At 58.9% G+C, this 19,900-nt stretch carries 20 protein-coding genes; 9 read left to right on the top strand and 11 right to left on the bottom strand.

Going from position 1 to position 19,900, the window contains the following annotated elements:
* Nucleotides 1–103 precede the first annotated feature (103 nt).
* Complete coding sequence (locus HKK55_RS09290; RefSeq protein ID WP_169354385.1) at nucleotides 104–514, top strand: hypothetical protein; 411 nt, start codon at nucleotides 104–106, stop codon at nucleotides 512–514.
* A gap of 11 nt (nucleotides 515–525) precedes the next feature.
* Here HKK55_RS09290 and HKK55_RS09295 read toward each other — a convergent pair whose 3' ends face one another.
* Nucleotides 526–1,524: a LacI family DNA-binding transcriptional regulator gene (locus HKK55_RS09295; RefSeq protein ID WP_169354386.1), complete on the bottom strand. Its 999-nt coding sequence runs from the start codon at nucleotides 1,522–1,524 to the stop codon at nucleotides 526–528.
* 171 nt (nucleotides 1,525–1,695) lie between these two features.
* On the opposite strand from HKK55_RS09295, the gene HKK55_RS09300 reads away from it, so the two are divergent.
* From HKK55_RS09300 to HKK55_RS09310, 3 genes are read left to right on the top strand one after another with little or no spacing between them, the layout of a single operon-like run.
* Nucleotides 1,696–2,853 carry a Gfo/Idh/MocA family protein gene (locus HKK55_RS09300; RefSeq protein ID WP_169354387.1) on the top strand — a complete coding sequence of 386 codons (1,158 nt, stop codon included), beginning with the start codon at nucleotides 1,696–1,698 and terminating at the stop codon, nucleotides 2,851–2,853.
* A 26-nt stretch (nucleotides 2,854–2,879) separates the two neighbouring features.
* A complete protein-coding gene (locus tag HKK55_RS09305) occupies nucleotides 2,880–3,932 on the top strand; it encodes a sugar phosphate isomerase/epimerase (protein WP_169357812.1) in 1,053 nt (350 codons plus the stop codon).
* 43 nt (nucleotides 3,933–3,975) lie between these two features.
* A complete protein-coding gene (locus HKK55_RS09310; protein WP_178128835.1) occupies nucleotides 3,976–5,211 on the top strand; it encodes a nucleoside permease in 1,236 nt (411 codons plus the stop codon).
* A gap of 19 nt (nucleotides 5,212–5,230) precedes the next feature.
* Here the strand turns inward: HKK55_RS09310 and HKK55_RS09315 are convergent, their stop codons facing one another.
* Nucleotides 5,231–5,671, bottom strand: a complete 441-nt coding sequence (locus HKK55_RS09315; protein WP_169354389.1) for an Lrp/AsnC family transcriptional regulator — start codon at nucleotides 5,669–5,671, stop codon at nucleotides 5,231–5,233.
* A gap of 131 nt (nucleotides 5,672–5,802) precedes the next feature.
* On the opposite strand from HKK55_RS09315, the gene HKK55_RS09320 reads away from it, so the two are divergent.
* Together HKK55_RS09320 and glsB are read left to right on the top strand one after the other, a co-directional pair.
* Nucleotides 5,803–6,696 (top strand): DMT family transporter, encoded by an 894-nt coding sequence (locus HKK55_RS09320; protein ID WP_169354390.1) that lies wholly within the window; start codon nucleotides 5,803–5,805, stop codon nucleotides 6,694–6,696.
* Between the two features lie 69 nt (nucleotides 6,697–6,765).
* A complete protein-coding gene (glsB, locus tag HKK55_RS09325; protein ID WP_169354391.1) occupies nucleotides 6,766–7,674 on the top strand; it encodes a glutaminase B in 909 nt (302 codons plus the stop codon).
* A 67-nt stretch (nucleotides 7,675–7,741) separates the two neighbouring features.
* Here the strand turns inward: glsB and mddA are convergent, their stop codons facing one another.
* The 6 genes from mddA to HKK55_RS09355 form a co-directional block, all read right to left on the bottom strand.
* Entirely contained in the window at nucleotides 7,742–8,518 is a 777-nt protein-coding gene (gene mddA, locus HKK55_RS09330) for a methanethiol S-methyltransferase (RefSeq protein ID WP_169354392.1), read from the bottom strand.
* Nucleotides 8,519–9,149: 631 nt separating this feature from the next.
* Nucleotides 9,150–10,394, bottom strand: coding sequence for a saccharopine dehydrogenase family protein (locus HKK55_RS09335; protein WP_169354393.1), 1,245 nt, complete (start codon nucleotides 10,392–10,394; stop codon nucleotides 9,150–9,152).
* Nucleotides 10,395–10,423: 29 nt separating this feature from the next.
* Complete coding sequence (locus tag HKK55_RS09340) at nucleotides 10,424–11,521, bottom strand: carboxynorspermidine decarboxylase (protein ID WP_169354394.1); 1,098 nt, start codon at nucleotides 11,519–11,521, stop codon at nucleotides 10,424–10,426.
* Nucleotides 11,522–11,877: 356 nt separating this feature from the next.
* A complete protein-coding gene (locus HKK55_RS09345) occupies nucleotides 11,878–12,348 on the bottom strand; it encodes a GNAT family N-acetyltransferase (protein ID WP_169357813.1) in 471 nt (156 codons plus the stop codon).
* Nucleotides 12,349–12,402: 54 nt separating this feature from the next.
* Nucleotides 12,403–13,491 (bottom strand): polyamine ABC transporter substrate-binding protein, encoded by a 1,089-nt coding sequence (locus tag HKK55_RS09350; protein WP_169354395.1) that lies wholly within the window; start codon nucleotides 13,489–13,491, stop codon nucleotides 12,403–12,405.
* Between the two features lie 30 nt (nucleotides 13,492–13,521).
* Nucleotides 13,522–14,823: an FAD-binding oxidoreductase gene (locus HKK55_RS09355; RefSeq protein WP_169354396.1), complete on the bottom strand. Its 1,302-nt coding sequence runs from the start codon at nucleotides 14,821–14,823 to the stop codon at nucleotides 13,522–13,524.
* A gap of 117 nt (nucleotides 14,824–14,940) precedes the next feature.
* On the opposite strand from HKK55_RS09355, the gene HKK55_RS09360 reads away from it, so the two are divergent.
* Together HKK55_RS09360 and HKK55_RS09365 are read left to right on the top strand one after the other, a co-directional pair.
* Nucleotides 14,941–15,834, top strand: a complete 894-nt coding sequence (locus HKK55_RS09360; protein WP_169354397.1) for a LysR substrate-binding domain-containing protein — start codon at nucleotides 14,941–14,943, stop codon at nucleotides 15,832–15,834.
* Nucleotides 15,835–15,867: 33 nt separating this feature from the next.
* Nucleotides 15,868–16,713 (top strand): LysR family transcriptional regulator, encoded by an 846-nt coding sequence (locus HKK55_RS09365; RefSeq protein ID WP_237151331.1) that lies wholly within the window; start codon nucleotides 15,868–15,870, stop codon nucleotides 16,711–16,713.
* A gap of 1 nt (nucleotide 16,714) precedes the next feature.
* On the opposite strand, the gene HKK55_RS29415 is transcribed toward HKK55_RS09365, so the two are convergent.
* The 3 genes from HKK55_RS29415 to HKK55_RS09375 all read right to left on the bottom strand — a co-directional run bounded on the left by HKK55_RS29415 (nucleotide 16,715) and on the right by HKK55_RS09375 (nucleotide 17,908).
* Nucleotides 16,715–16,840: a hypothetical protein gene (locus HKK55_RS29415; protein ID WP_272902586.1), complete on the bottom strand. Its 126-nt coding sequence runs from the start codon at nucleotides 16,838–16,840 to the stop codon at nucleotides 16,715–16,717.
* Nucleotides 16,841–16,964: 124 nt separating this feature from the next.
* Nucleotides 16,965–17,249 carry a transposase gene (locus tag HKK55_RS29495; RefSeq protein ID WP_178128836.1) on the bottom strand — a complete coding sequence of 95 codons (285 nt, stop codon included), beginning with the start codon at nucleotides 17,247–17,249 and terminating at the stop codon, nucleotides 16,965–16,967.
* A gap of 20 nt (nucleotides 17,250–17,269) precedes the next feature.
* Nucleotides 17,270–17,908, bottom strand: a complete 639-nt coding sequence (locus tag HKK55_RS09375; RefSeq protein ID WP_169354398.1) for a TetR/AcrR family transcriptional regulator — start codon at nucleotides 17,906–17,908, stop codon at nucleotides 17,270–17,272.
* A gap of 161 nt (nucleotides 17,909–18,069) precedes the next feature.
* Between HKK55_RS09375 and ggt the strand changes: the two genes are divergently transcribed.
* A complete protein-coding gene (gene ggt / locus HKK55_RS09380; protein WP_169354399.1) occupies nucleotides 18,070–19,794 on the top strand; it encodes a gamma-glutamyltransferase in 1,725 nt (574 codons plus the stop codon).
* Nucleotides 19,795–19,900: the final 106 nt, after the last annotated feature.

Here is a 19,900-nt window from a genome sequence, read left to right on the forward strand (position 1 = left end):
TTCGCTGGTGGCTGGAATGCGAAATAGTTTGGCTATTCTGTGCAATGCCGTCCAGGGGTGAGCTGATTATAGTTGGGAACCAATCTCATTAGAGGGTTCTGCCATGCAACTCGACAGCTCAACATTTCCTGTGGTGAAAATTGATTTCGACGCCCCGGCCGGCCCAGGTGCAGAGGACGTATTTGTGACGTTCAGTCGCTTGTTGGAGCGGCAGCAACCGTTCCTGTTGCTGCACGACAAAGCCGTGGATGAAACCGCCCATGAGCACTCCCACGAAGAGCGCAAACAAGCCTCGATCTGGATGAAGAAGAACAAACCGGCCCTGTGCACCTTCGTCAAAGGCATGATCCAGGTTGAGCCGAGTGCGGCCAAGCGCCTTGCGCTCAAGCCGTTTGCCGCAACTTTTGGCAAGGCGTGGGGGTATCCGTTACTGGTAGTGGAGTCCAAGGAACGAGCCTGGACACTGGCGCGGGATGTACTGGATGGTGAGGTTTCGGACGTGGCGCATTTCTAGCGTCGACCACCTTATTGATGAGTGGGCAGGGCTGCCGTGCTGCCGCGTAAGGCGAGCTCAAACGGCAACACCACATGACGCTGTGGCAGCGACGTTTTCTCGATCAGCGCGATGAGCATTTCGACGGCTGTGCGGCCAAACATTTCCGCTGGCTGGGCGATGGTGGTCAGCGGCGGGTCGCAGTAGGCGGCGAAGGGAATGTCATCAAAACCCACCAGCGAAATATCCTGCGGCACACGCAAGCCCTGTTGTTTGATGCGCTTTAACGCACCAATGGCCATTTCATCGTTCTCGCAGAAGAGGGCGGTAGGGCGGCCGGGTAGTTCCAACATCATACCCGCACCGTCGAACCCGGCCTGCAAGGTAAAGTCCCCGTGGCAGATGAGGACCGGGTCACGCGGGATACCCGCAGCCAACAAGGCGTCTTCATAACCGGCCACGCGATCTTGGGTCAGGGGGCTGCTTTTCGGGCCTTTGACCAAGCCGATGCGACGGTGGCCCAAGTCGATCAAATGCTGGGTCATGGCCCTTGCCGCGCCGCGATTATCCAGGCTGATGGTGGGGTGGCGGCCGTTCTGGATCACCTCGCAGGCATTGACCAGGGGCGGTGAGTCCGTGCAATCGGTAAAGGGATCGTATGCCCGCAGTTGAATCACGCCATCAGCCTGATGGGCGTAGACCAGCTCGGCGAACTGCTTTTCGATTTCTGCCTGGCCTTGGGTGTCGCACAACAGCAGCCGATAACCCGCCGCTTGTGCCGCTTGCTGTGCACCGCTGATGACCCGGGCGAAAAACGTGTTGGCAATCGCCGGTACCAGGATCACCAGGTTACCGGTGCGCCGGGAGCGAAACTGCACCGCCATACGGTTAGGCCGGTAACCGGTCTGTTCCACGGCGGCGTTGACCTTGTCTCGGGTCTCGGGGAGTACACGTTCGGGGGAGGCCAGGGTTCTGGATACGGTGGCCACCGAGACACCGGCCAGGCGCGCGACTTCACGAATATTGGACAAGGCAACCTCACTATCAGAGCAGCAGCCGGCGAGCTTACCGCAGTCGGGTCATGGCAGAAACGCCGATGTCTTCCATTCAGGGTTTGACACTGCATGTAACTGGGCTTAGATTTTGTGTGATGTAACCGGTTACATCATGATCGAAAATCGTCTGAAAAGAGAAGACTTGTCATGAATGCTGCTGTGCCAAAAATAAGAATGGGCTTTGTTGGAGGCGGCGAGGGGGCGTTTATCGGCCAGGCCCACCGCCAGGCTGCCGGGCTGGCTGGCCGTTTTGAGCTGGTGTGCGGCGCTTTCAGCCGCGACCCAGACAACAACCGCGACACCGGTGCCACATTGGGTTTGCCCGCATCCCGCTGTTACAACGATTGGCAGCACATGCTGACGGCAGAACAGGCGCTGCCCGTTGAACAGCGTATGGAGTTGCTGGTCATCGTCACCCCCAATCATTTGCACGTCCCCATCGCCACTCAGGCGTTACAACAGGGCTTCCACGTGTTCAGTGAAAAACCCGCCGCACTTAACCTCGCCGAAGTCCGGGCGCTGGCAGAGGTGGTGAACAGCAGCCCCGGCCTCTATGGCCTGGCCCATACCTACCTGGGCTATCCGATGGTTTGGCAGGCTCGGGACATGGTGCGCAGGGGTGTCATTGGTGCGCTGCGCAAAGTCATCGTCGAATACCCCCAGGGCTGGCTGAGCCAGGACGTGGCCGGGCAGGGCAATAAGCAAGCGAGTTGGCGCGATCAGCCCGAGCAGTCGGGGCTGGGTGGTTGCATTGGCGATATCGGCACTCACGCCTTTTCCCTGGCGGAATTTGTCGCCGACCAACCGATTGAACAGGTCTGCGCCAGCCTGGGTACCCACGTGCCCGGCCGGCAACTGGATGATGACGCGGCCATGCTGTTCAAAATGGCCTCCGGTGCCAGCGGTGTACTGATCGCCAGCCAGGTTTGCGCCGGCGAAGAAAACCCGCTGAAGATCCGCCTCTATGGTGAAAACGGCGGCCTGGAATGGCGCCAGGAAGAACCGGCCAGCCTGATCCACCGTTCCCTCGACCAGCCCTTGCGTATCCTGCGCTCCGGTGTCGGCCAGCCTTGGTTGTGCGACGCAGCTCTGCAACGCATGCGCTTACCCCCGGGGCATCCCGAGGGTTACCTGGAAGCCATGGCCAACCTCTACGGTGACTTCGCCACTGCCATTCGCCAAGGCACCGAGGCTGTCGGCGTGCCCGGTATTGAAGTGGGCGTGCGCGGCCTGGCCTTTGTCGAAGCCGTGATCGCCAACCATCGCGGCGACGCGAAGTGGACGACATTGGCCTGCAACCCATGAAGGAGATCGCCTCGATGAACCCAGGAATGCGCGGCCCCGGCATTTTTCTCGCTCAGTTCATATCGACTGAAGCCCCTTTCGACACGTTGGCCAACATCGCCCAATGGGCAGCCTCCCAAGGCTATAAGGCGATTCAGTTGCCGACCCTCGGCACCCAATACATTGACCTGGCCCGCGCCGCTGAAAGCCAAGACTACTGCGATGAAATCAAGGCGGTCTGCGCGCAGGCCGGCGTAGAAATCAGCGAGCTGTCGACTCACCTGCAAGGCCAACTCGTCGCGGTGCACCCGGCCTTCGATACCTTGTTCGATGACTTCGCCCCGGCTCACCTGCGTGGCCAACCCCTGGCTCGCACCGAGTGGGCCATCGACCAATTGAAGCTGGCCGCCCGTGCCAGCCAGCGCCTGGGTTTAAAAGCCCACGCGACGTTCTCCGGCGCGCTGCTCTGGCCGTATATTTACCCTTGGCCACAACGCCCCAGCGGGTTGGTGGCGCAAGGTTTTGCCGAGTTGGCCAAGCGCTGGTTGCCGATCCTCGATTGCTTCGATGCGGCCGGTGTCGACCTCTGCTACGAAATCCATCCTGGCGAAGACCTGCACGACGGGGCGTCCTTCGAGCGCTTCCTCGAAGCCGTCGATTTCCACCCTCGCGCGAATATTCTCTATGACCCCAGCCACCTGCTGTTGCAGCAAATGGACTACCTGGGGTTTATCGACCGCTACCACGAGCGCATCCGTATGTTCCACGTCAAGGACGCCGAGTTCCGTCCCGATGCGCGCTCTGGTGTGTATGGCGGCTATCAAGGCTGGGTCGAGCGCCCCGGCCGTTTTCGCTCCCTGGGCGATGGCCAGATCGATTTCAAATCGATTTTCAGCAAACTCACCCAATACGACTTCAGCGGCTGGGCGGTGCTGGAATGGGAATGTTGCCTGAAGGATGCACAGCAAGGCGCGGCAGAAGGCGCGGCGTTCATCCGGCAGCACATGATTTGCAAGACCACCAAGGCCTTTGACGATTTCGCCGGTGTGACGTCCAGCGAACAGGTCAATCGACGGCTGCTCGGCCTGCCCGACGCCTGAACACAGCGTTGTTTACCAAAATAACAATAAAACGGTGATCACAATGAAAGCGCGACTGAGCGTCATGATGTTCTTGCAGTTCTTTATCTGGGGCGGCTGGTTCGTCACCCTCGGCACTTTTCTTGCCAGCAACCTGGGCGCCAGTGGCGGGCAAATCGGCATGGCGTTTTCGACCCAGTCGTGGGGCGCGATCATCGCGCCCTTTATCATCGGGCTTATTGCCGACCGCTACTTCAATGCCGAGCGGATTCTTGCGGTGCTGCACCTGATTGGCGCCGTGTTGCTGTATCAGCTGTACTGCGCGCCGGATTTCATCGATTTTTACCCCTACGTGCTGGCCTACATGGTCATCTACATGCCGACCCTGGCGCTGGTCAACTCCGTGGCTTTCCGCCAAATGAGCGACCCGGCGCAGGAGTTTTCCCGCATCCGGGTGTGGGGCACTATCGGCTGGATCGTCGCGGGATTGGTGATCAGCTTTGTATTTGCCTGGGATGCCCAACAGGCAATCACCAGCGGCGCGTTGCGTAACACCTTCCTGATGTCGGCCATTGCTTCACTCGCGCTGGGCCTCTACAGCTTCAGCCTGCCGCGCACTGCGCCGTTAAAAGCTGAAGCGGGCAGCGGCGGGATCAAGCAACTGCTGGGGCTGGACGCATTGGGATTGCTCAAGGATCGCAGCTACCTGGTGTTCTTCATTGCCTCGATCCTGATCTGCATCCCCCTGGCGTTTTATTACCAGAACGCCAACCCGTTCCTCGCGGAAATCGGCGTGACCAACCCTACGGCAAAAATGGCCATCGGGCAGGTGTCCGAGGTGCTGTTCATGCTGTTGTTGCCGCTGTTCATTCAGCGATTCGGCATCAAGCTCGCGCTGTTGGTGGGCATGCTGGCCTGGGCACTGCGTTATGCGTTGTTCGCCTACGGTAATAACGGTGAGCTGGCTTTCATGCTGTTCACCGGGATCGCGTTGCATGGCATCTGCTATGACTTCTTCTTTGTCTCGGGGCAGATCTACACCGACGCCAAGGCGCCGGAGCGCTTCAGAAGCTCGGCCCAGGGGTTGATTACCCTGGCGACCTATGGGGTCGGCATGTTGATCGGGTTCTGGGTGGCGGGACAGGTGACAGATCACTATGCGGCGGCGGGTGGCAGCCATGATTGGCGCAGCATCTGGCTGTTTCCGGCGGGTTTTGCGCTACTGATCTTTTTTTGTTTTTCGGTGGCGTTCAAAGGCCGTGAGAAAGGGGTGGGGGCGTCGGGAGTGGAGCAGCACTAACGTACGCACCCGTTGAAAATCACTCATGCAGCGGCGGCAACCTGCGCTTCACCGGGGTTTTCTTGACGATGGCGGTATTGGTTTCGGCGTAGGCATTCAGCCGGTCGAGCAACGTATCCAATTGATCCATGGTGCGTACGTGCAGGCGTGCGATAAAGCAGTCGTCGCCTGTCACCTTGTCGCATTCGGTGAACTCCGGGATCGACTGGATCTGGCGTTCCACCTCCTGCAACTTCCCGGGCAGGGGGCGGATGCGCACGATGGCTTGCAGCAGATAACCGAAGTGTTTGGGTTCGATGTCCACCGTGTAGCTTTTGATGATCCCGCGCTCTTCCAGGCGCCGCAGGCGTTCGCTGACGCTTGGGGAGGAGAGGCCGCTGATACCCGCCAATGTCTTCAGGGACAGGCGCGAGTCTTCCATCAGTGCAGCGATCAGTTGTTGGTCAATGGTGTCGATCATGGCGGCCTCGCAAGCTGATAGTGAGGTTTTGCCTTATAAATAAAGGCAGTTTTGTCATTTCACATTTTTTAGACACTGGAAGCGCTGGCGTCGAGATTGCCATAATTTAGCCTCATTTGAGGAGCTCAATCATGGATAAGTCCATACGCCGTGGTTCTTGGGAAATGATCGGCGCCATGCTGATTTCCGGCACCATCGGCTGGTTCGTATTGGTGTCCGGGGTGTCGGTGGTCGAGGTGGTGTTCTGGCGTTGCGTGATCGGCGCCCTGACCCTGGCGCTGATCTGCCTGGTGCTGGGCTACTTGCGCGTCAACCTGCTGACCTGGCGCATCCTGGCCTTGGCGGTGCTGAGCGGTGTCGCCATCGTGGGCAACTGGCTGTTGTTGTTTGAGTCCTACTCCCGGGCTTCCATCTCGATCTCGACGGCGGTCTATAACGTTCAGCCCTTTATGTTGGTGCTGCTGGCGGCGTTGTTTCTTGGCGAGAAAATCACCGTGCAGAAACTGGCATGGTTGAGCGTGGCGTTTCTCGGCATGCTGGCCATCGTGACGGCTCATGGCGGCCAACAGAACAGCGGCGACGATTATCGGGTGGGTGTCGCGCTGGCCCTGGGGGCAGCGTTTCTGTATGCGATTGCGGCGCTGATCATCAAGCGCTTGACCGGTACGCCCCCGCACCTGATTGCGCTGATCCAGGTCAGCACCGGCGCCTTGCTGCTGGCGCCCATGATCGGGTCGCAGGATCTGCCGGTTTCACCCAGTTCCTGGGCTGCGTTGGCGAGCATGGGCGTGGTGCATACCGGCCTGATGTATGTGCTGCTCTATGGCGCGATTCAGAAGTTGCCGACCGCCATTACCGGAGCGCTGTCGTTTATCTACCCGATTGCCGCGATCTTCGTCGACTGGATCGCCTTCGGTCATCGGCTCGGTTGGCTGCAATGGCTGGGGGTGGCCGCGATCCTGCTGGCGGCAGCGGGGCTGCAGCGAGGCTGGTGGTGGAGGGCGAAAGCGGTGGTGCCGGCTTGATCAAGCGGGCGCTTGATGTATCCTCCGCGCCCGCTCACCGACTTTTTCCGAAGAATGACAGAACTCAACATGCAAGCCCTGCTGGAGTCGATCCTCGACGAAGTCCGTCCACTGATCGGCCTTGGCAAGGTCGCTGATTACATCCCCGCTCTGGCCGATGTACCAGCGCAACAACTGGGCATCGCCGTGTATGGCAACGACGGCGCTTATTACTGCGCCGGCGACGCCTACACCTTGTTCTCGGTACAGAGCATTTCCAAGGTGTTCAGCTTGGTCCAGGCCATCGAACATGGCGGCGAAACCATCTGGGAGCGCCTGGGCCATGAGCCTTCAGGGCAACCGTTCAACTCCATGGTGCAGTTGGAATTCGAACGCGGCCGGCCGCGCAATCCCTTCATCAACGCCGGCGCCCTGGTGATCTGCGACATCAACCAATCGCGCTTTGCCGTGCCGATTTTGTCGATGCGCGATTTCGTGCGGCGCCTGTCAGGCAACCCGCAGATCCTGGTCAACAGCGTCGTCGCCGAATCTGAAGCCCAGCACGGCGCACGCAATGCGGCCATGGCTTATCTGATGAAGTCTTTTGGCAACTTCCACAATGATGTGGATGCGGTGCTGCACAGTTACTTCAACTACTGCGCGTTGCAGATGAGCTGTCTGGACCTGGCCAAAGCGTTCTGTTTTTTAGCGAACGAAGGGACCTGTACCCACAGTGGCGAGCAGATCCTCACGCCGCGCCAGACCAAGCAAGTCAACTCGATCATGGCCACCAGCGGGCTGTATGACGAAGCGGGCAACTTTGCCTACCGGGTCGGGCTGCCGGGCAAGAGCGGGGTAGGCGGCGGGATCGTCGCGGTGGTGCCGGGGCAGTTTACGGTGTGCGTGTGGTCGCCGGAGTTGAATGCAGCGGGGAATTCGCTGGCAGGGATGAAGGCGTTGGAGCTGTTGAGTGAGCGGATCGGGTGGTCGGTGTTTTGACCCAGAGGACGCAGTGCTTTCCCGTCCTCTTGGGATCGTTGTCATCTCGATGAGCGCACGTGTGTGCTCATTCAGGGGGGGTCCTCTTACGCCTTGGCAACGGAAATACCATGCTGACCTCACGCTGATAGCGCCGATACGGCTCTCCAAACAGAGTCACCAAGTCCTTTTCTTCAATATGCGCACCCATAAATATGTAGATGGAAAACCCCAGGGCAAATAGAAAGTGGCCAGCGGTCATGTCTGGCGTGGCCCAGAAAGCAATCAGAAACCCCAGGTAAAGCGGGTGGCGCACAATCTTGTAGAGCAGTGGCGTTTTAAAGGGCTGGGCGCGTGGCACCGCATTACGAAAGCGATCGACAGCCTGTTTCAGGCCAAATAGCTCGAAATGACTGATCAGTACCGTTGCCAGCAAGACAATGCCCCAGCCCGTCCAGAAAACCCCGGTTAACAGCGCTCTTCCCAAAGGCGAGTCTACGGTCCAGAGGTCGGTCGTAATGGGCCGCCAAAGCCAGAAGATCAGCATCAATACCAGGCTGCTGAGCAGCACGTAGGTTGAGCGTTCAGCGGATACGGGAATGAATCTGATCAGCCATGCTTTGAAGTTTTTCCGAGCCATCACGGTGTGCTGGACGGCGAACAGTGCGAGCAAAGAGGTGTTGATCAACGCTGCCGTCCACCCGCCAACGGTTACACCGTCATCAATATTTTTGGGAACGATGACGCGGCCAAGAAAGCCGATCAAATAGAGAACGGTCAGTAAAAAAACCAGATAGCTGGCGGTACTGTAGATAAGTCCAGCCAGGCGCACTGCCAGATTGCTTGCGGTGCTTTTGGTATTCATGGACGACTCCTTTCGTTGTGAAGCTCCTTTGGAAATGGAGTTGCCACGATTCGCGGTCAAACGAAGAGGGTGGCAACTGTACGCGGGTTGACCGACCGGCCCAAAGAAAAACCGGCATACCCGAAGGTATCCTGCGTACAGCTGCCGCGACACGATACATCAGACGTAAAAAAACGCCTAAGATCGGTGTTGGCGCAGTTGCACTTTGGGATCGGACGGTCAAATCCGGTCGCTGAATTGGCAGCGACGGCGAAGGTTAGTCAGCGCAGTTCTGAGCGGCAACCCGAAACCTTTATCGCAAATATCCGAAAGCCCGCGATACACCACCGTCTACTGTAGGAGCGAGCCGTTCGACCTTAAACAAAAAATGCGCCCATTCGGGCTAATGCCAGTCAGTTAAGGAATGGAGATCCAACAAGCGAAGCAGATCCAGTGTGGGAGTTGTCGAGCCCCAGCGAGGCTGCGATGGCGTCGGCACCGTCAACATTGATGTTGCCTGACCCACCGCTATCGCAGCCTCGCTGGGGCTCGACAACTCCCACCTTTGATCTTCTCTGTCTTGAGGCTCTGTGTTCGCTTAACTGATCGGCATTAGCCCATTCGGGCGCATTTTTTCAGGCTGTTATCGCTCTCAGGCGATAGCATCCCAAGCACGATCACCGTTCTCGTCTTTAATCCGAGTCGGCAAGCCCATCACGTCCAACGCTTTCAGGAACGGCTCAGCCGGCAGTTCCTCGACGTTGGCCATGTGTTTCACATCCCACACGCCACGGGCAACCAACAGCGCGGCAGCCACTGGCGGTACGCCGGCGGTGTAGGAAATACCCTGGCTGTCGGTTTCGGCAAAGGCTTCTTCGTGGCAGGCCACGTTGTAGATGAACAGCTCGCGTGGCTGGCCATCCTTAGTGCCTTTGACCAGGTCGCCGATGCAGGTCTTGCCGGTGTAGCCTGGCGCCAGCGAAGACGGGTCAGGCAGCACGGCCTTGACCAGTTTCAGAGGCACGACTTCCAGGCCTTCGGCGGTCTTGACCGGTTTTTCGGAGAGCAGGCCGAGGTTTTTCAGCACGGTGAACACGTTGATGTAGTGTTCGCCGAAGCTCATCCAGAAACGCACGTTGGGCACGTCGAGGTTTTTCGACAGCGAGTGCACTTCATCGTGGCCGGTCAGGTACAGGTTCTGCGAGCCTACAACCGGCAGGTCGTCGGTGCGCTTGACTTCGAACATGGTGTTGCTGGTCCACTGGCTGTTCTGCCAGCTCCACACCTGTCCGGTGAATTCGCGAAAGTTGATTTCCGGGTCGAAATTGGTGGCGAAATATTTGCCATGGAAGCCGGCATTGACGTCGAGAATGTCGATCGAATCAATGCGGTCAAAATGCTTTTGTTGCGCCAACGCCGCGTAAGCGTTGACGACACCCGGGTCGAAGCCCACGCCGAGGATGGCCGTGATGTTCTTCTGTTTGCACTCTTCCAGGTGGTTCCACTCATAGTTGCCGTACCACGGCGGCGTCTCGCAGACTTTGCCCGGTTCTTCGTGGATGGCGGTGTCGAGGTAGGCCACGCCGGTATCGATGCAGGCACGCAGCACCGACATGTTGAGGAAGGCGGAACCGACGTTGATCACGATCTGCGATTCGGTTTCGCGAATCAGTGCCTTGGTCGCTTCCACGTCCAGGGCGTTCAGCGAGAAGGCTTTGATGTCGGCGGGAACCTTAAGGCTACCCTTGGCCTTGACGCTGTCGATGATGGCCTGGCATTTGGAGATGTTGCGCGACGCGATAGCAATACGACCGAGTTCGTCGTTGTGCTGCGCGCACTTGTGGGCCACCACCTTGGCGACACCTCCTGCACCAATGATAAGAACGTTCTTTTTCAATTGCTTTAGCTCTCCTTTATCTGTCCGCTTTACGAAAGGCTGGACAGGTAGTCTTCGTAACCAAATTCACGAACCACTTCGACTGTACCGTCGAGTTGTTTCACTACGATGGACGGCATTTTCAGGCCGTTGAACCAGTTTTTCTTGACCATGGTGTAGCCTGCCGTGTCGATGAACGACAGTCGATCGCCGATGGTCAGCGGACGATCAAATGGGTATTCACCGAAGATATCCCCGGCCAGGCACGACTTACCGCACACCATGTAGGTGTGTTCGCCTTCGCTTGGCGCCAGTTTGGCGTTCAGGCGATAGATCAGCAGGTCCAGCAAGTGGGCTTCGATGGAGCTGTCTACCACGGCCAGGTTTTTGCCGTTGTAGAGGGTGTCGAGCACAGTGACTTCAAGTGAGGCGCTGTTGGTGATCGCGGCTTCCCCCGGTTCCAGGTACACCTGCACGTCGTACTTTTGCGAGAACGCTTTGAGGCGCTGGCAGAAGGCGTCGATGGCATAGCCTTCACCGGTGAAGTGGATGCCGCCGCCGAGGCTGACCCAGTTAACCTTGTGCAGCAGCGCGCCGAAGCGTTCTTCGATGGTGTTGAGCATCTGGTCGAACAGGCCGAAGTCGGCGTTCTCGCAGTTGTTGTGGAACATGAAGCCAGAGATTTGCTCGATCACGGCTTCGATCTTCACCGGGTCCCATTCGCCCAGGCGGCTGAACGGGCGCGCCGGGTCGGCCAGCAGGTAGTCGGAGCTGCTCACTTGCGGGTTGACGCGCAGGCCGCGGGTCTTGCCTTCGCTGCGCTCGGCAAAGCGTTGCAGTTGGCTAATGGAGTTGAAGATGATCTTGTCGCAGTTATCGAGCATCTCCTCGATCTCATCGTCGGCCCAGGCCACGCTGTAGGCATGGGCTTCACCCTCGAACTTCTGCCGGCCGAGCTTGAGCTCATAGAGCGACGAAGACGTGGTGCCGTCCATGTACTCCTGCATCAGGTCGAACACCGACCAGGTGGCGAAGCACTTGAGCGCCAGCAGGGCCTTGGCCCCGGACTGTTCGCGCACGTAGGCGATCTTCTGCATGTTGACCAGAAGCTTCTGTTTGTCGATGAGGTAGTACGGCGTTTTGATCATTTTCAGAGCCTCCGACGGTGCCTGCCAAAAAAGGACACGCATTGTGCCCGCACTTGGTTCAGATCGAAAGGTTAGTGAGCGGATTTTGCGGGCCCAGCTATAAGCTGGCCTGAAAATATGACATCTCGTGGGTCAACGTGCCCACGAAAGACATACTCGCCAGCGCGACTGAGGAAGGGCTTGTCGCCTGATGTTGAAACACAGAACTATCAGGCAACAACGATCCCCTGTGGGAGCCGTCGAGCTTTAGCGAGGCCGCGATAGCGGTGTGTCAGGCAACATCTTTATTGGCTGTGCCGACGCCTTCGCGGCCTCGCTAAAGCTCGACGGCTCCCACATCCGACTTGCGCAATATTTCACAAGGAGCTCGGCCGGGCTCCCAAGGATCTGGCGTGCGTTGCGTGCTCGTCTTGTATCAGCTCAAACCCGCAGCGCAGGTAAAATGCTGCACCCTCGGGCGTATCCGTGGACAGGCGCACGACGCGAAACTGCCGGGATGCATGTTCAAGAAGCTGCCCGACCAGTGCGTTTCCAATGTTGCGACCTCTTGAGGCCCGTGCGACATACACCCTGCGTAGCCTGCCAACGTCGGGCCCGGCATAAGGGTCATATGACAAACCGCCAACGGCGACCAACTTTCCACTGTCGATGACGCCCAAAAGACACTCACCGGTGCGCTCGAAACGGTTGGCCCCGCTTTCCCACTCTGCAATCAGCCGCGTCAGAAACCTGAATCCTTCAGCAACCGCGTCTGCTTCCAGTGCCCAAATTGCTTTGGGCAACGCTGAGAGTTTGCGTATCGACAATCCGTCCGTTGCTTTAGCCACTGTGTATTGACTCAATCCCATGCTCAATGGGGTGACTATAACGTTCTCTCGGTGTTACGTATTGGTCTTCAGCTTCGTCCACAACCGCGTCGCCAACCGCGCGATCGCCGGTGGCAGGTCCTCGACGATGAACAGCTTGTCCATCACGCTTTTGGGCGGGTAAATCGCCAGGTCCTGCTTCACCGCCGGGGTGACGTATTCATCCGCCGCGCTGTTGGGGTTGGCGTAATGAATGCTGTTGCTGATATTGGCAATCACCTTCGGCTCAAGCAGGTAGTTCATATACGCATAGCCATTCTTCTCATGGGGCGCGCCCTTGGGCATTACCATCATGTCCAGCCACAGGGTTGAGCCTTCGTCAGGAATCGAATAGGCAATCTCGATGCCATTCTTGGCTTCCTTGGCGCTGGCCGCCGCTTGCACCACATCACCGTTAAAACCAATCACCGCGCAGATGTTGCCGTTGGCCAGGTCGCTGATGTACTTGGAGGCGTGGAAGTACTGGACGTAAGGCCGGATCTTGAGCAGTGCCTGCTCGGCCTTTTTATAGTCGGCGGGTTCGTGGCTGTGGTGGGGCAGGCCGAGGTAGTTGAGGGTGATGGGCAGGATCTGCGTCGGGTTGTCGATGATTGCCACGCCGCAGGCACTGAGTTTCTTGATGTTGTTTTCGTCAAAAAACAGGCTCCAGGAGCGGGTGACGTCGGTATTGCCGAAGATTGCCTTGATCTTCTCGACGTTGTAGCCGATCCCCGCCGTGCCCCACATATAAGGGAGGCCGTATTGGTTACCGGGGTCGTTGGTCTCAAGCTTTTTCATCAGCACCGGGTCCAGGTTCTTCCAGTTGGGCAACTGGCTTCGGTCCAGCTTCTGGATGGCGCCGGCCTTGATCAGTCTGGACAGGAAATGGTTGGACGGGCTGACGACGTCATAACCGGTGTTGCCGGTCATCAGTTTTGACTCCAGGACTTCGTTGCTGTCATGGATGTCGTAAGTGGCCTTGATCCCGGTTGCCTTGGTAAAACTGGGAAGGGTGTCGTCGGCGATGTAGCCGTTCCAGTTGGAAATATTCACGGCTTCGTCGGCATAACTGGCTGACGAAAACGCGGCGAGCAATACCGCCAGGGACAGACTGTTGATGTGCATTTCAATCACCTTTGTTGAGGTTTTTTTGTTCTAGATTTCTGTCCGGGCCCGGCCCGTTTCCACGCGCATGCGCAACAGGGCGCCGATGTCAAAGAAGGGGCGCGGCGGGAGCCAGCCGGGTTGGGCCCGGTGCATCACCGACTGCAAGAGCGGCGAATCGCCTCCCGATGCCCACTCCGCCAGCAACCGGCCCCATAACGTGCCGCGCGCAACGCCCGAGCCATTGCAGCCGGCGATGGCGTACAGGTTGTTCTCGACTTTCGCGAAATAGGGTTGCCCGCTGCGGGATGCGCTTAAATGCCCGGTCCAGGTGTAGTGGATGTCTTGCTCGGTCAGCCATGGAAAACGTCGCTGCAAGCCGAGCACATGGTGCTGCCGACGGTGCAACAGATCGCTGCTGGACAGGTCCTTGGTGCGGTATTCCGCTGTGTTACGGATCATCACGCGCCGATCCGGCGTCAGGCGCACCGTTGCGCCGAGTGGCCGAGTGGACAGCACTCCCCAGGGCTCTACGCTGCCGATACTGCGGAACTCCTCGTCACTGAGAGGGCGGGTGAGGCTGGCGCTCAACTCCATCGGGAAGGTGGCACTGTCATCCAGGCCCACACGTGGGATGAAGGCGTTCAGGCATACCAGGACCCGTCCGGCCTCGATACTGGCGTCAAGACCGGTGGCACGAATCCCGCCACTGGCGGTGCGCTCAAGGCGGGTGATATCGGTGTTTTCAAACAGGCTCACGTTGGCTGGCAAGGCCTTCAACAAGCCTTTGACGTACTTGGCCGGTTGCAGCAAGGCGTTGCCATTGCCGCACCAGATCGCGGCCTGGTAATGCTCGGTGCCCAGGGTTTTGTGCAATGGTTCGCCTTGCAGGAAGTGTGCAGAGGCGCCGACCGCCTGCAGCGTCGCCAGTTTGGCATCGACGTGGTCGAGCTTCTCAGGATCGTGCACGGCAAAAAAATAGCCGCTGTCCCGGAAATCACAGGCAATGCCATGCAGGGCGATGCGTTGGCGCACTTCGTCGCTGGCTGCCCGGGAAATCGAGGTGTCGATTTCAAAACCGGCAAACCCTGGACGCCCCATCAGTTCATCGACGGCTGGATGCTCATGAGCAACCACAAAACCCGAATTGCGCGCTGAGGCGCCCTGGGCTGCGTGTTGACGGTCGACGATCACGATACGTGCCTGGGGGTGCATGTGCGCCAAACTGTGTGCGGCACACAGTCCGGTAATCCCGGCGCCGATCACCAGCCAGTCGGCTTTCTGCACGCCTGTCAGTCGATCCCGGGCGGGGAGGCTGTCAGTCTGGGCAATCCAGCCACATACGTTTTCCATGAGGTACCTCGGCTGTATGCATTGTTCGCATGGTTGAGTTTTTTCTATAGCTGGAATTTATAGGGGCTGTGGTGATACAACCAACGTTATAAAATCATCCAGCTATTCGGAAAACGCATGGATAACACCCGCCACGTTCCCTCGCTGCAGGGTTTGCAGGCCTTGGTTGAAGTCAGCGACTGCGCCAGCTTCACCCTGGCGGCGCAGAAGCTATGCCTGACCCAGAGTGCGGTTAGCCGAAAGATCCAGCAGTTGGAGAGTCACTTCGGTGTGCCGATGTTTGTCAGGACCAGTCGCAGCCTGCGGCTGACGGCCGAAGGCGAGCAAGTACTGACCAGCGCGCGGAGCATCCTGGCGCAACTGAAGGTGCTGGAAGATCGCCTGTCGCCGCACAAGCGCCCGTTTCGCATCCGCCTGCATGTGTCGCTGGCGGTGCGCTGGTTGCTGCCCAAACTCAGCGACTTTTATCGCCGCCATCCGGATGTTTCGCTGGCGATCGAGACCGTTGCCACCGAGGTTGTCGAGCCTGCCAGTGACAGTGATGCGTATATCCGTTACCTGCCCCAACCTGCCCGTGATCCAGGCAGCCTGAGCTTGTTCCAGGAAGCCTTGGTGCCGGTCTGCGCTCCCGGGCTTGGACCATTGGCGTCGGTGGAGGATCTCGTGCGCTTTGCGCTGCTGCATCGTTCGGCAGACAAGCAGGATTGGATGACCTGGCTGGCAGCCAACGGTGCCAGGTCACTGGAGGCTTACCGGCATATTCCCTTCAATCTTGATGAGCTGGCGCTTGATGCGGCCGCACGCGGGCTTGGGGTGGCGATGACGGACATGACGCTGGCAGCGGAGTCGATCGAGCGTGGTCTACTGGTGGTGCCGTTTGGCCGCCCTTTGCAGACGGGCGGCGTGTATTCGTTGTGCCTGCAACCCTCGGCGGCGTCCCATCCGGCGTGTTCGGTGGTCATGCAGTGGTTCGCTCAGCAAGCGCAGCACAACGTTTCCCTGCCGTGCTAACGTCACGTCTCAAATCACACGCCAAAATCCGCCATGAAAATGCCCGACATAGACGCCATCCAGGCGTTCGTCCTAGTTGCCGAACTCAAGAGTTTCACCCGTGCCGCCGACGTCATCGGCGGCACTCAGGCGGCAATCAGCCTCAAGATCAAACGCCTGGAAGAAAGCCTCGGTCGCAAGCTGCTGGAACGCACGCCGCGACAGGTCACCTTGTCGGCCCATGGTCAGGCATTCCTGACCAGTGCCCAGCGCCTGCTGGACAACTATCAGGACGCGCTCAATTGCTTCGGCCAGCAGAAAAGAACCCTGCGAGTCGGCGTCAGCCATCACATCGTCGGGGCTGATCTCACACTGTGGCTACGGCGTCTGGCGAACACGGATCCGCAGGTGATCGTTGCCTTTAGCCTGGGTACATCCCGCGACATGCTGGTGAATTACGAGCAAGGCAAGCTGGATGTGGCGATGATCCTGCGCCATGACAACCGCCGCCAGGACGGAGAAGTGGTGGGTGTCGAGCGATTTGGCTGGATGGCCTCACAGGAATTTGAACTTCAGCTCGACCGGGCGTTACCGCTGGCGATCCAGCCGGAGCCCTGCGGCATGCGCAGTATGGTGATGGCGGCGTTGCAGGCGCAGAACCGGCCCTGGGAAGAGGCTTTCGTAGGCAGCGGGATCCTCGCCATTGGCGCGGCAGTGATGGCCAGGATTGGTATCGGCGCGATGGTGGGGCGCATGGCGCCGAGTGGCTGCGTCGACGTGGAGACGCGCTTCGATCTGCCGCCACTGCCCAATCGTGACGTGGTGCTCTATACCGCGCAACGGGACGCCCAGGCCAAGGCGCTGATCCGCACCTTGAGCGCCGATATCCCGAGCCTTTGAACTAGAAGATCAAGCGCCCGGCCCAGGCCAATAACAGTGCCAGGCTGCCGATGCCCAGGAGGGAGACGAAGAGGGCGGCGAAGTGGATGAACAGGGCGGTCAGCGGCGGTGTCCGGCGCGATTCCATGGCGGGCTTCCTTGAGTGTCCGGGAAGCAAAAGTATGGGCAGCAGCCCGGCGCACAAACAGACGCTGCGGGCTATTTCAATGATAAGCAAAATGTAAGGCAAGGCTTGAAGCACTGTTAGGCTGCTACTTCCGTAGCCTGTCTTGAGCCTCACCGGGCAAGCGCAAATTCCGGGTCATAAGGCTGGCCCGACTTGAGCACGGCGTAAACAAAATGCAGCAGCTTGCGAATCGCACACACGTACCGAGCCGATTTTGAGATGGTCGAGCGCCCCTTAGCTGGCCTGAGTCATGGCGCTGAGGGTTAAGCCCAGCAGCCGCAACCAGTTTGCGAGGATCGTCGTACTTACGTAGATCGCCCAGCTCGGCCAGCAGCCGCTCAATCCAGACGGAGCGACAGTCGAGATACAAGCAGCTGTCTAGAGGGAGACCTAGGGGGTGACGCCGCGCAGCACCAGGTCACTGATAAACCCTAGCCAATCCTTTTGCTGGCTTTTGTTCGCCAGATCTTCCCCGAGAAATGAACTAAGGGTGTGCTGGTTGGAGTTGTAGAAGTAACACAGCGAGGCAATCATCAAATACACGTGCTTGATGTCGACGTCCTCGCGAAATAGCCCCTGAAGCTGACCGGCCTCGATAATCGGCCGAAGCACCCCAACCGCTTCACCGGACAACCGGCGCAGTTCGCCGGACTGCTTGGCATGCTTGCCCTTGTGCAGATTTTCGATGCTGAGGATGGCGACGAACTCGGGATGCTTGACGTAATAGTTCCAGATAAACGCCACCAGGTCTTGCAACGCCTGGACCGGCGCACTCAGGTCGAGCTTTAGCTTGCCTTCGGCCTTGTTGAACTGCTCGTAGGTGTGCTCCAGCACGCAGACAAACAGATGCTCCTTGCTGCCGAAGTAGTAATAGAGCATGCGGTCGTTGGAGTCGGCTTCTCGGGAGATGCTGTCCACCCGCCCGCCAGAGTAGCCGTCACGGGTGAAGACCTTGATCGCCGCCTGGAGAATCCGCGCGCGCGTCTGGTCGGCTTGCTGGGCGCGAATGCCGGTCTTCTTGATCACCATCGGGGCTGTGTCCTGCACGGCGTAAAGGCCGCGAATATAGCATGGGCCTGATTGGGGCCGTTCCGTCACCGACAGGCTCTGTCATAAAAACGCCATGGTGCTTGGGCATTGGATCCTGGAAGGGCTACTTTTAACGCTTCAAATAACTAGAGTATCCACGGATGAACTACCAACCCTTTACCCGAACATTGATAGCCACGGCGCTGGTGCTGACCGTCAGCGGTGTGCAGGCGGCGTCCCAGGCCCCGGTGGGTGGCGAAAACGGCATGGTAGTCACGGCCCAGCACCTGGCGACCCATGTTGGCGTCGATGTGCTCAAGGCTGGCGGCAACGCCGTGGATGCGGCGGTGGCAGTGGGTTATGCCCTGGCCGTGGTTTACCCGGCCGCCGGTAACCTGGGCGGTGGTGGCTTCATGACCGTCCAATTGGCAGATGGGCGCAAGACCTTCCTCGACTTCCGCGAAAAAGCCCCGTTGGCGGCCACTGCCGACATGTACCTGGACAAGGCAGGCAATGTCGTCCCCGACCTGAGTTCCAAAGGGCACCTGGCCGTTGGCGTACCTGGTACTGTGTCGGGCATGGAGTTGGCCCTGAGCAAATACGGCACCCTCAAACGTGCTCAGGTGATTGCCCCAGCCATCAAGCTGGCGGAAAGCGGCTTCGAACTGGAGCAGGGTGATATCGACCTGCTGCACACCGCCACCGACGAATTCAAAAAGGACCAGGACCTGCGCGGGATCTTCCTGCACAACGGCGAGCCGATGCAGGTTGGCCAGAAACTGGTGCAGAAAGACCTGGCAAAAACCCTGCGGGAAATCTCCGCCAAGGGTACCGACGGCTTCTACAAGGGCTGGGTGGCCAAGTCGATTGTCGACTCCAGCCAGGCCGGCAAAGGCATTATCACCCAGGCTGACCTGGACAAGTACAAAACCCGCGAACTGGCGCCCATCGAGTGCGACTACCGTGGTTACCACGTAGTCTCCGCGCCGCCACCGAGCTCCGGCGGTGTGGTGATCTGCGAGATCATGAACATCCTTGAAGGCTACCCGATGGCCGAACTGGGCTATCACTCGGCCCAAGGGCTGCACTATCAGATCGAGGCCATGCGTCACGCGTACGTCGACCGCAACAGTTACCTCGGTGACCCGGACTTCGTGAAGAATCCGGTCGCCCACCTGCTGGACAAGGACTACGCCGCCAAACTGCGGGCCGCCATCGCGCCGCAAAAAGCCGGGATTTCCCAGGACATCAAGCCCGGCGTCTCTCCCCATGAAGGCAACAACACCACCCACTATTCCATCGTCGACAAGTGGGGCAACGCGGTGTCGGTGACCTACACCCTCAACGACTGGTTCGGTGCCGGCGTTATGGCCAGCAAGACCGGGGTAATCCTCAACGACGAGATGGACGACTTCACCTCCAAGATCGGCGTGCCGAACATGTACGGTTTAGTCCAGGGCGAAGCCAACGCCATCGCCCCGGGCAAAACCCCGCTGTCGTCCATGAGCCCGACCATCGTCACCAAGGATGGCAAGGCCGTGATGGTGGTCGGTACGCCCGGTGGCAGCCGCATCATTACCGCCACCTTGCTGACCATCCTCAATGTCATCGACTACAAGATGAACATTCAGGAGGCCGTGGATGCACCGCGCTTCCACCAGCAATGGCTGCCTGAGGCGACCAATATCGAGACGTTTGCCCTGAGTCCCGACACTCAGAAAATCCTCGAAGGCTGGGGCCACACGTTTGCAGGTCCTCAGGATGCCAACCACCTGGCGGCAATTCTGGTCGGCGCACCGTCCCTGGATGGCAAGCCGGTGGGCAAAAACCGCTTCTATGGCGCTAACGACCCACGGCGCAATACGGGATTGTCCTTGGGTTATTAAGGCCGCCGAGCGTAGGGGCGAGGATGCTCGCTCCTACAATATCCGCGCTTTGCAGCGGAATATTTTTTGAAATCAAGGGGTTGCAAGCCTCGGCAAATGAGTACAT

Source organism: Pseudomonas sp. ADAK18 (assembly GCF_012935695.1).
Classification (GTDB): domain Bacteria; phylum Pseudomonadota; class Gammaproteobacteria; order Pseudomonadales; family Pseudomonadaceae; genus Aquipseudomonas.

Bases quoted from the DNA above. Each gene is read 5' to 3' on its own strand.
- HKK55_RS09290 (WP_169354385.1), top strand. From the start codon at position 104: ATGCAACTCGACAGCTCAACATTTCCTGTGGTGAAAATTGATTTCGAC.
- HKK55_RS09300 (WP_169354387.1), top strand. From the start codon at position 1,696: ATGAATGCTGCTGTGCCAAAAATAAGAATGGGCTTTGTTGGAGGCGGC.
- HKK55_RS09305 (WP_169357812.1), top strand. From the start codon at position 2,880: ATGCGCGGCCCCGGCATTTTTCTCGCTCAGTTCATATCGACTGAAGCC.
- HKK55_RS09310 (WP_178128835.1), top strand. From the start codon at position 3,976: ATGAAAGCGCGACTGAGCGTCATGATGTTCTTGCAGTTCTTTATCTGG.
- HKK55_RS09315 (WP_169354389.1), bottom strand. From the start codon at position 5,671: ATGATCGACACCATTGACCAACAACTGATCGCTGCACTGATGGAAGAC.
- HKK55_RS09320 (WP_169354390.1), top strand. From the start codon at position 5,803: ATGGATAAGTCCATACGCCGTGGTTCTTGGGAAATGATCGGCGCCATG.
- glsB (WP_169354391.1), top strand. From the start codon at position 6,766: ATGCAAGCCCTGCTGGAGTCGATCCTCGACGAAGTCCGTCCACTGATC.
- mddA (WP_169354392.1), bottom strand. From the start codon at position 8,518: ATGAATACCAAAAGCACCGCAAGCAATCTGGCAGTGCGCCTGGCTGGA.
- HKK55_RS09340 (WP_169354394.1), bottom strand. From the start codon at position 11,521: ATGATCAAAACGCCGTACTACCTCATCGACAAACAGAAGCTTCTGGTC.
- HKK55_RS09350 (WP_169354395.1), bottom strand. From the start codon at position 13,491: ATGCACATCAACAGTCTGTCCCTGGCGGTATTGCTCGCCGCGTTTTCG.
- HKK55_RS09355 (WP_169354396.1), bottom strand. From the start codon at position 14,823: ATGGAAAACGTATGTGGCTGGATTGCCCAGACTGACAGCCTCCCCGCC.
- HKK55_RS09360 (WP_169354397.1), top strand. From the start codon at position 14,941: ATGGATAACACCCGCCACGTTCCCTCGCTGCAGGGTTTGCAGGCCTTG.
- HKK55_RS09365 (WP_237151331.1), top strand. From the start codon at position 15,868: ATGAAAATGCCCGACATAGACGCCATCCAGGCGTTCGTCCTAGTTGCC.
- HKK55_RS29415 (WP_272902586.1), bottom strand. From the start codon at position 16,840: ATGGAATCGCGCCGGACACCGCCGCTGACCGCCCTGTTCATCCACTTC.
- HKK55_RS09375 (WP_169354398.1), bottom strand. From the start codon at position 17,908: ATGGTGATCAAGAAGACCGGCATTCGCGCCCAGCAAGCCGACCAGACG.
- ggt (WP_169354399.1), top strand. From the start codon at position 18,070: ATGAACTACCAACCCTTTACCCGAACATTGATAGCCACGGCGCTGGTG.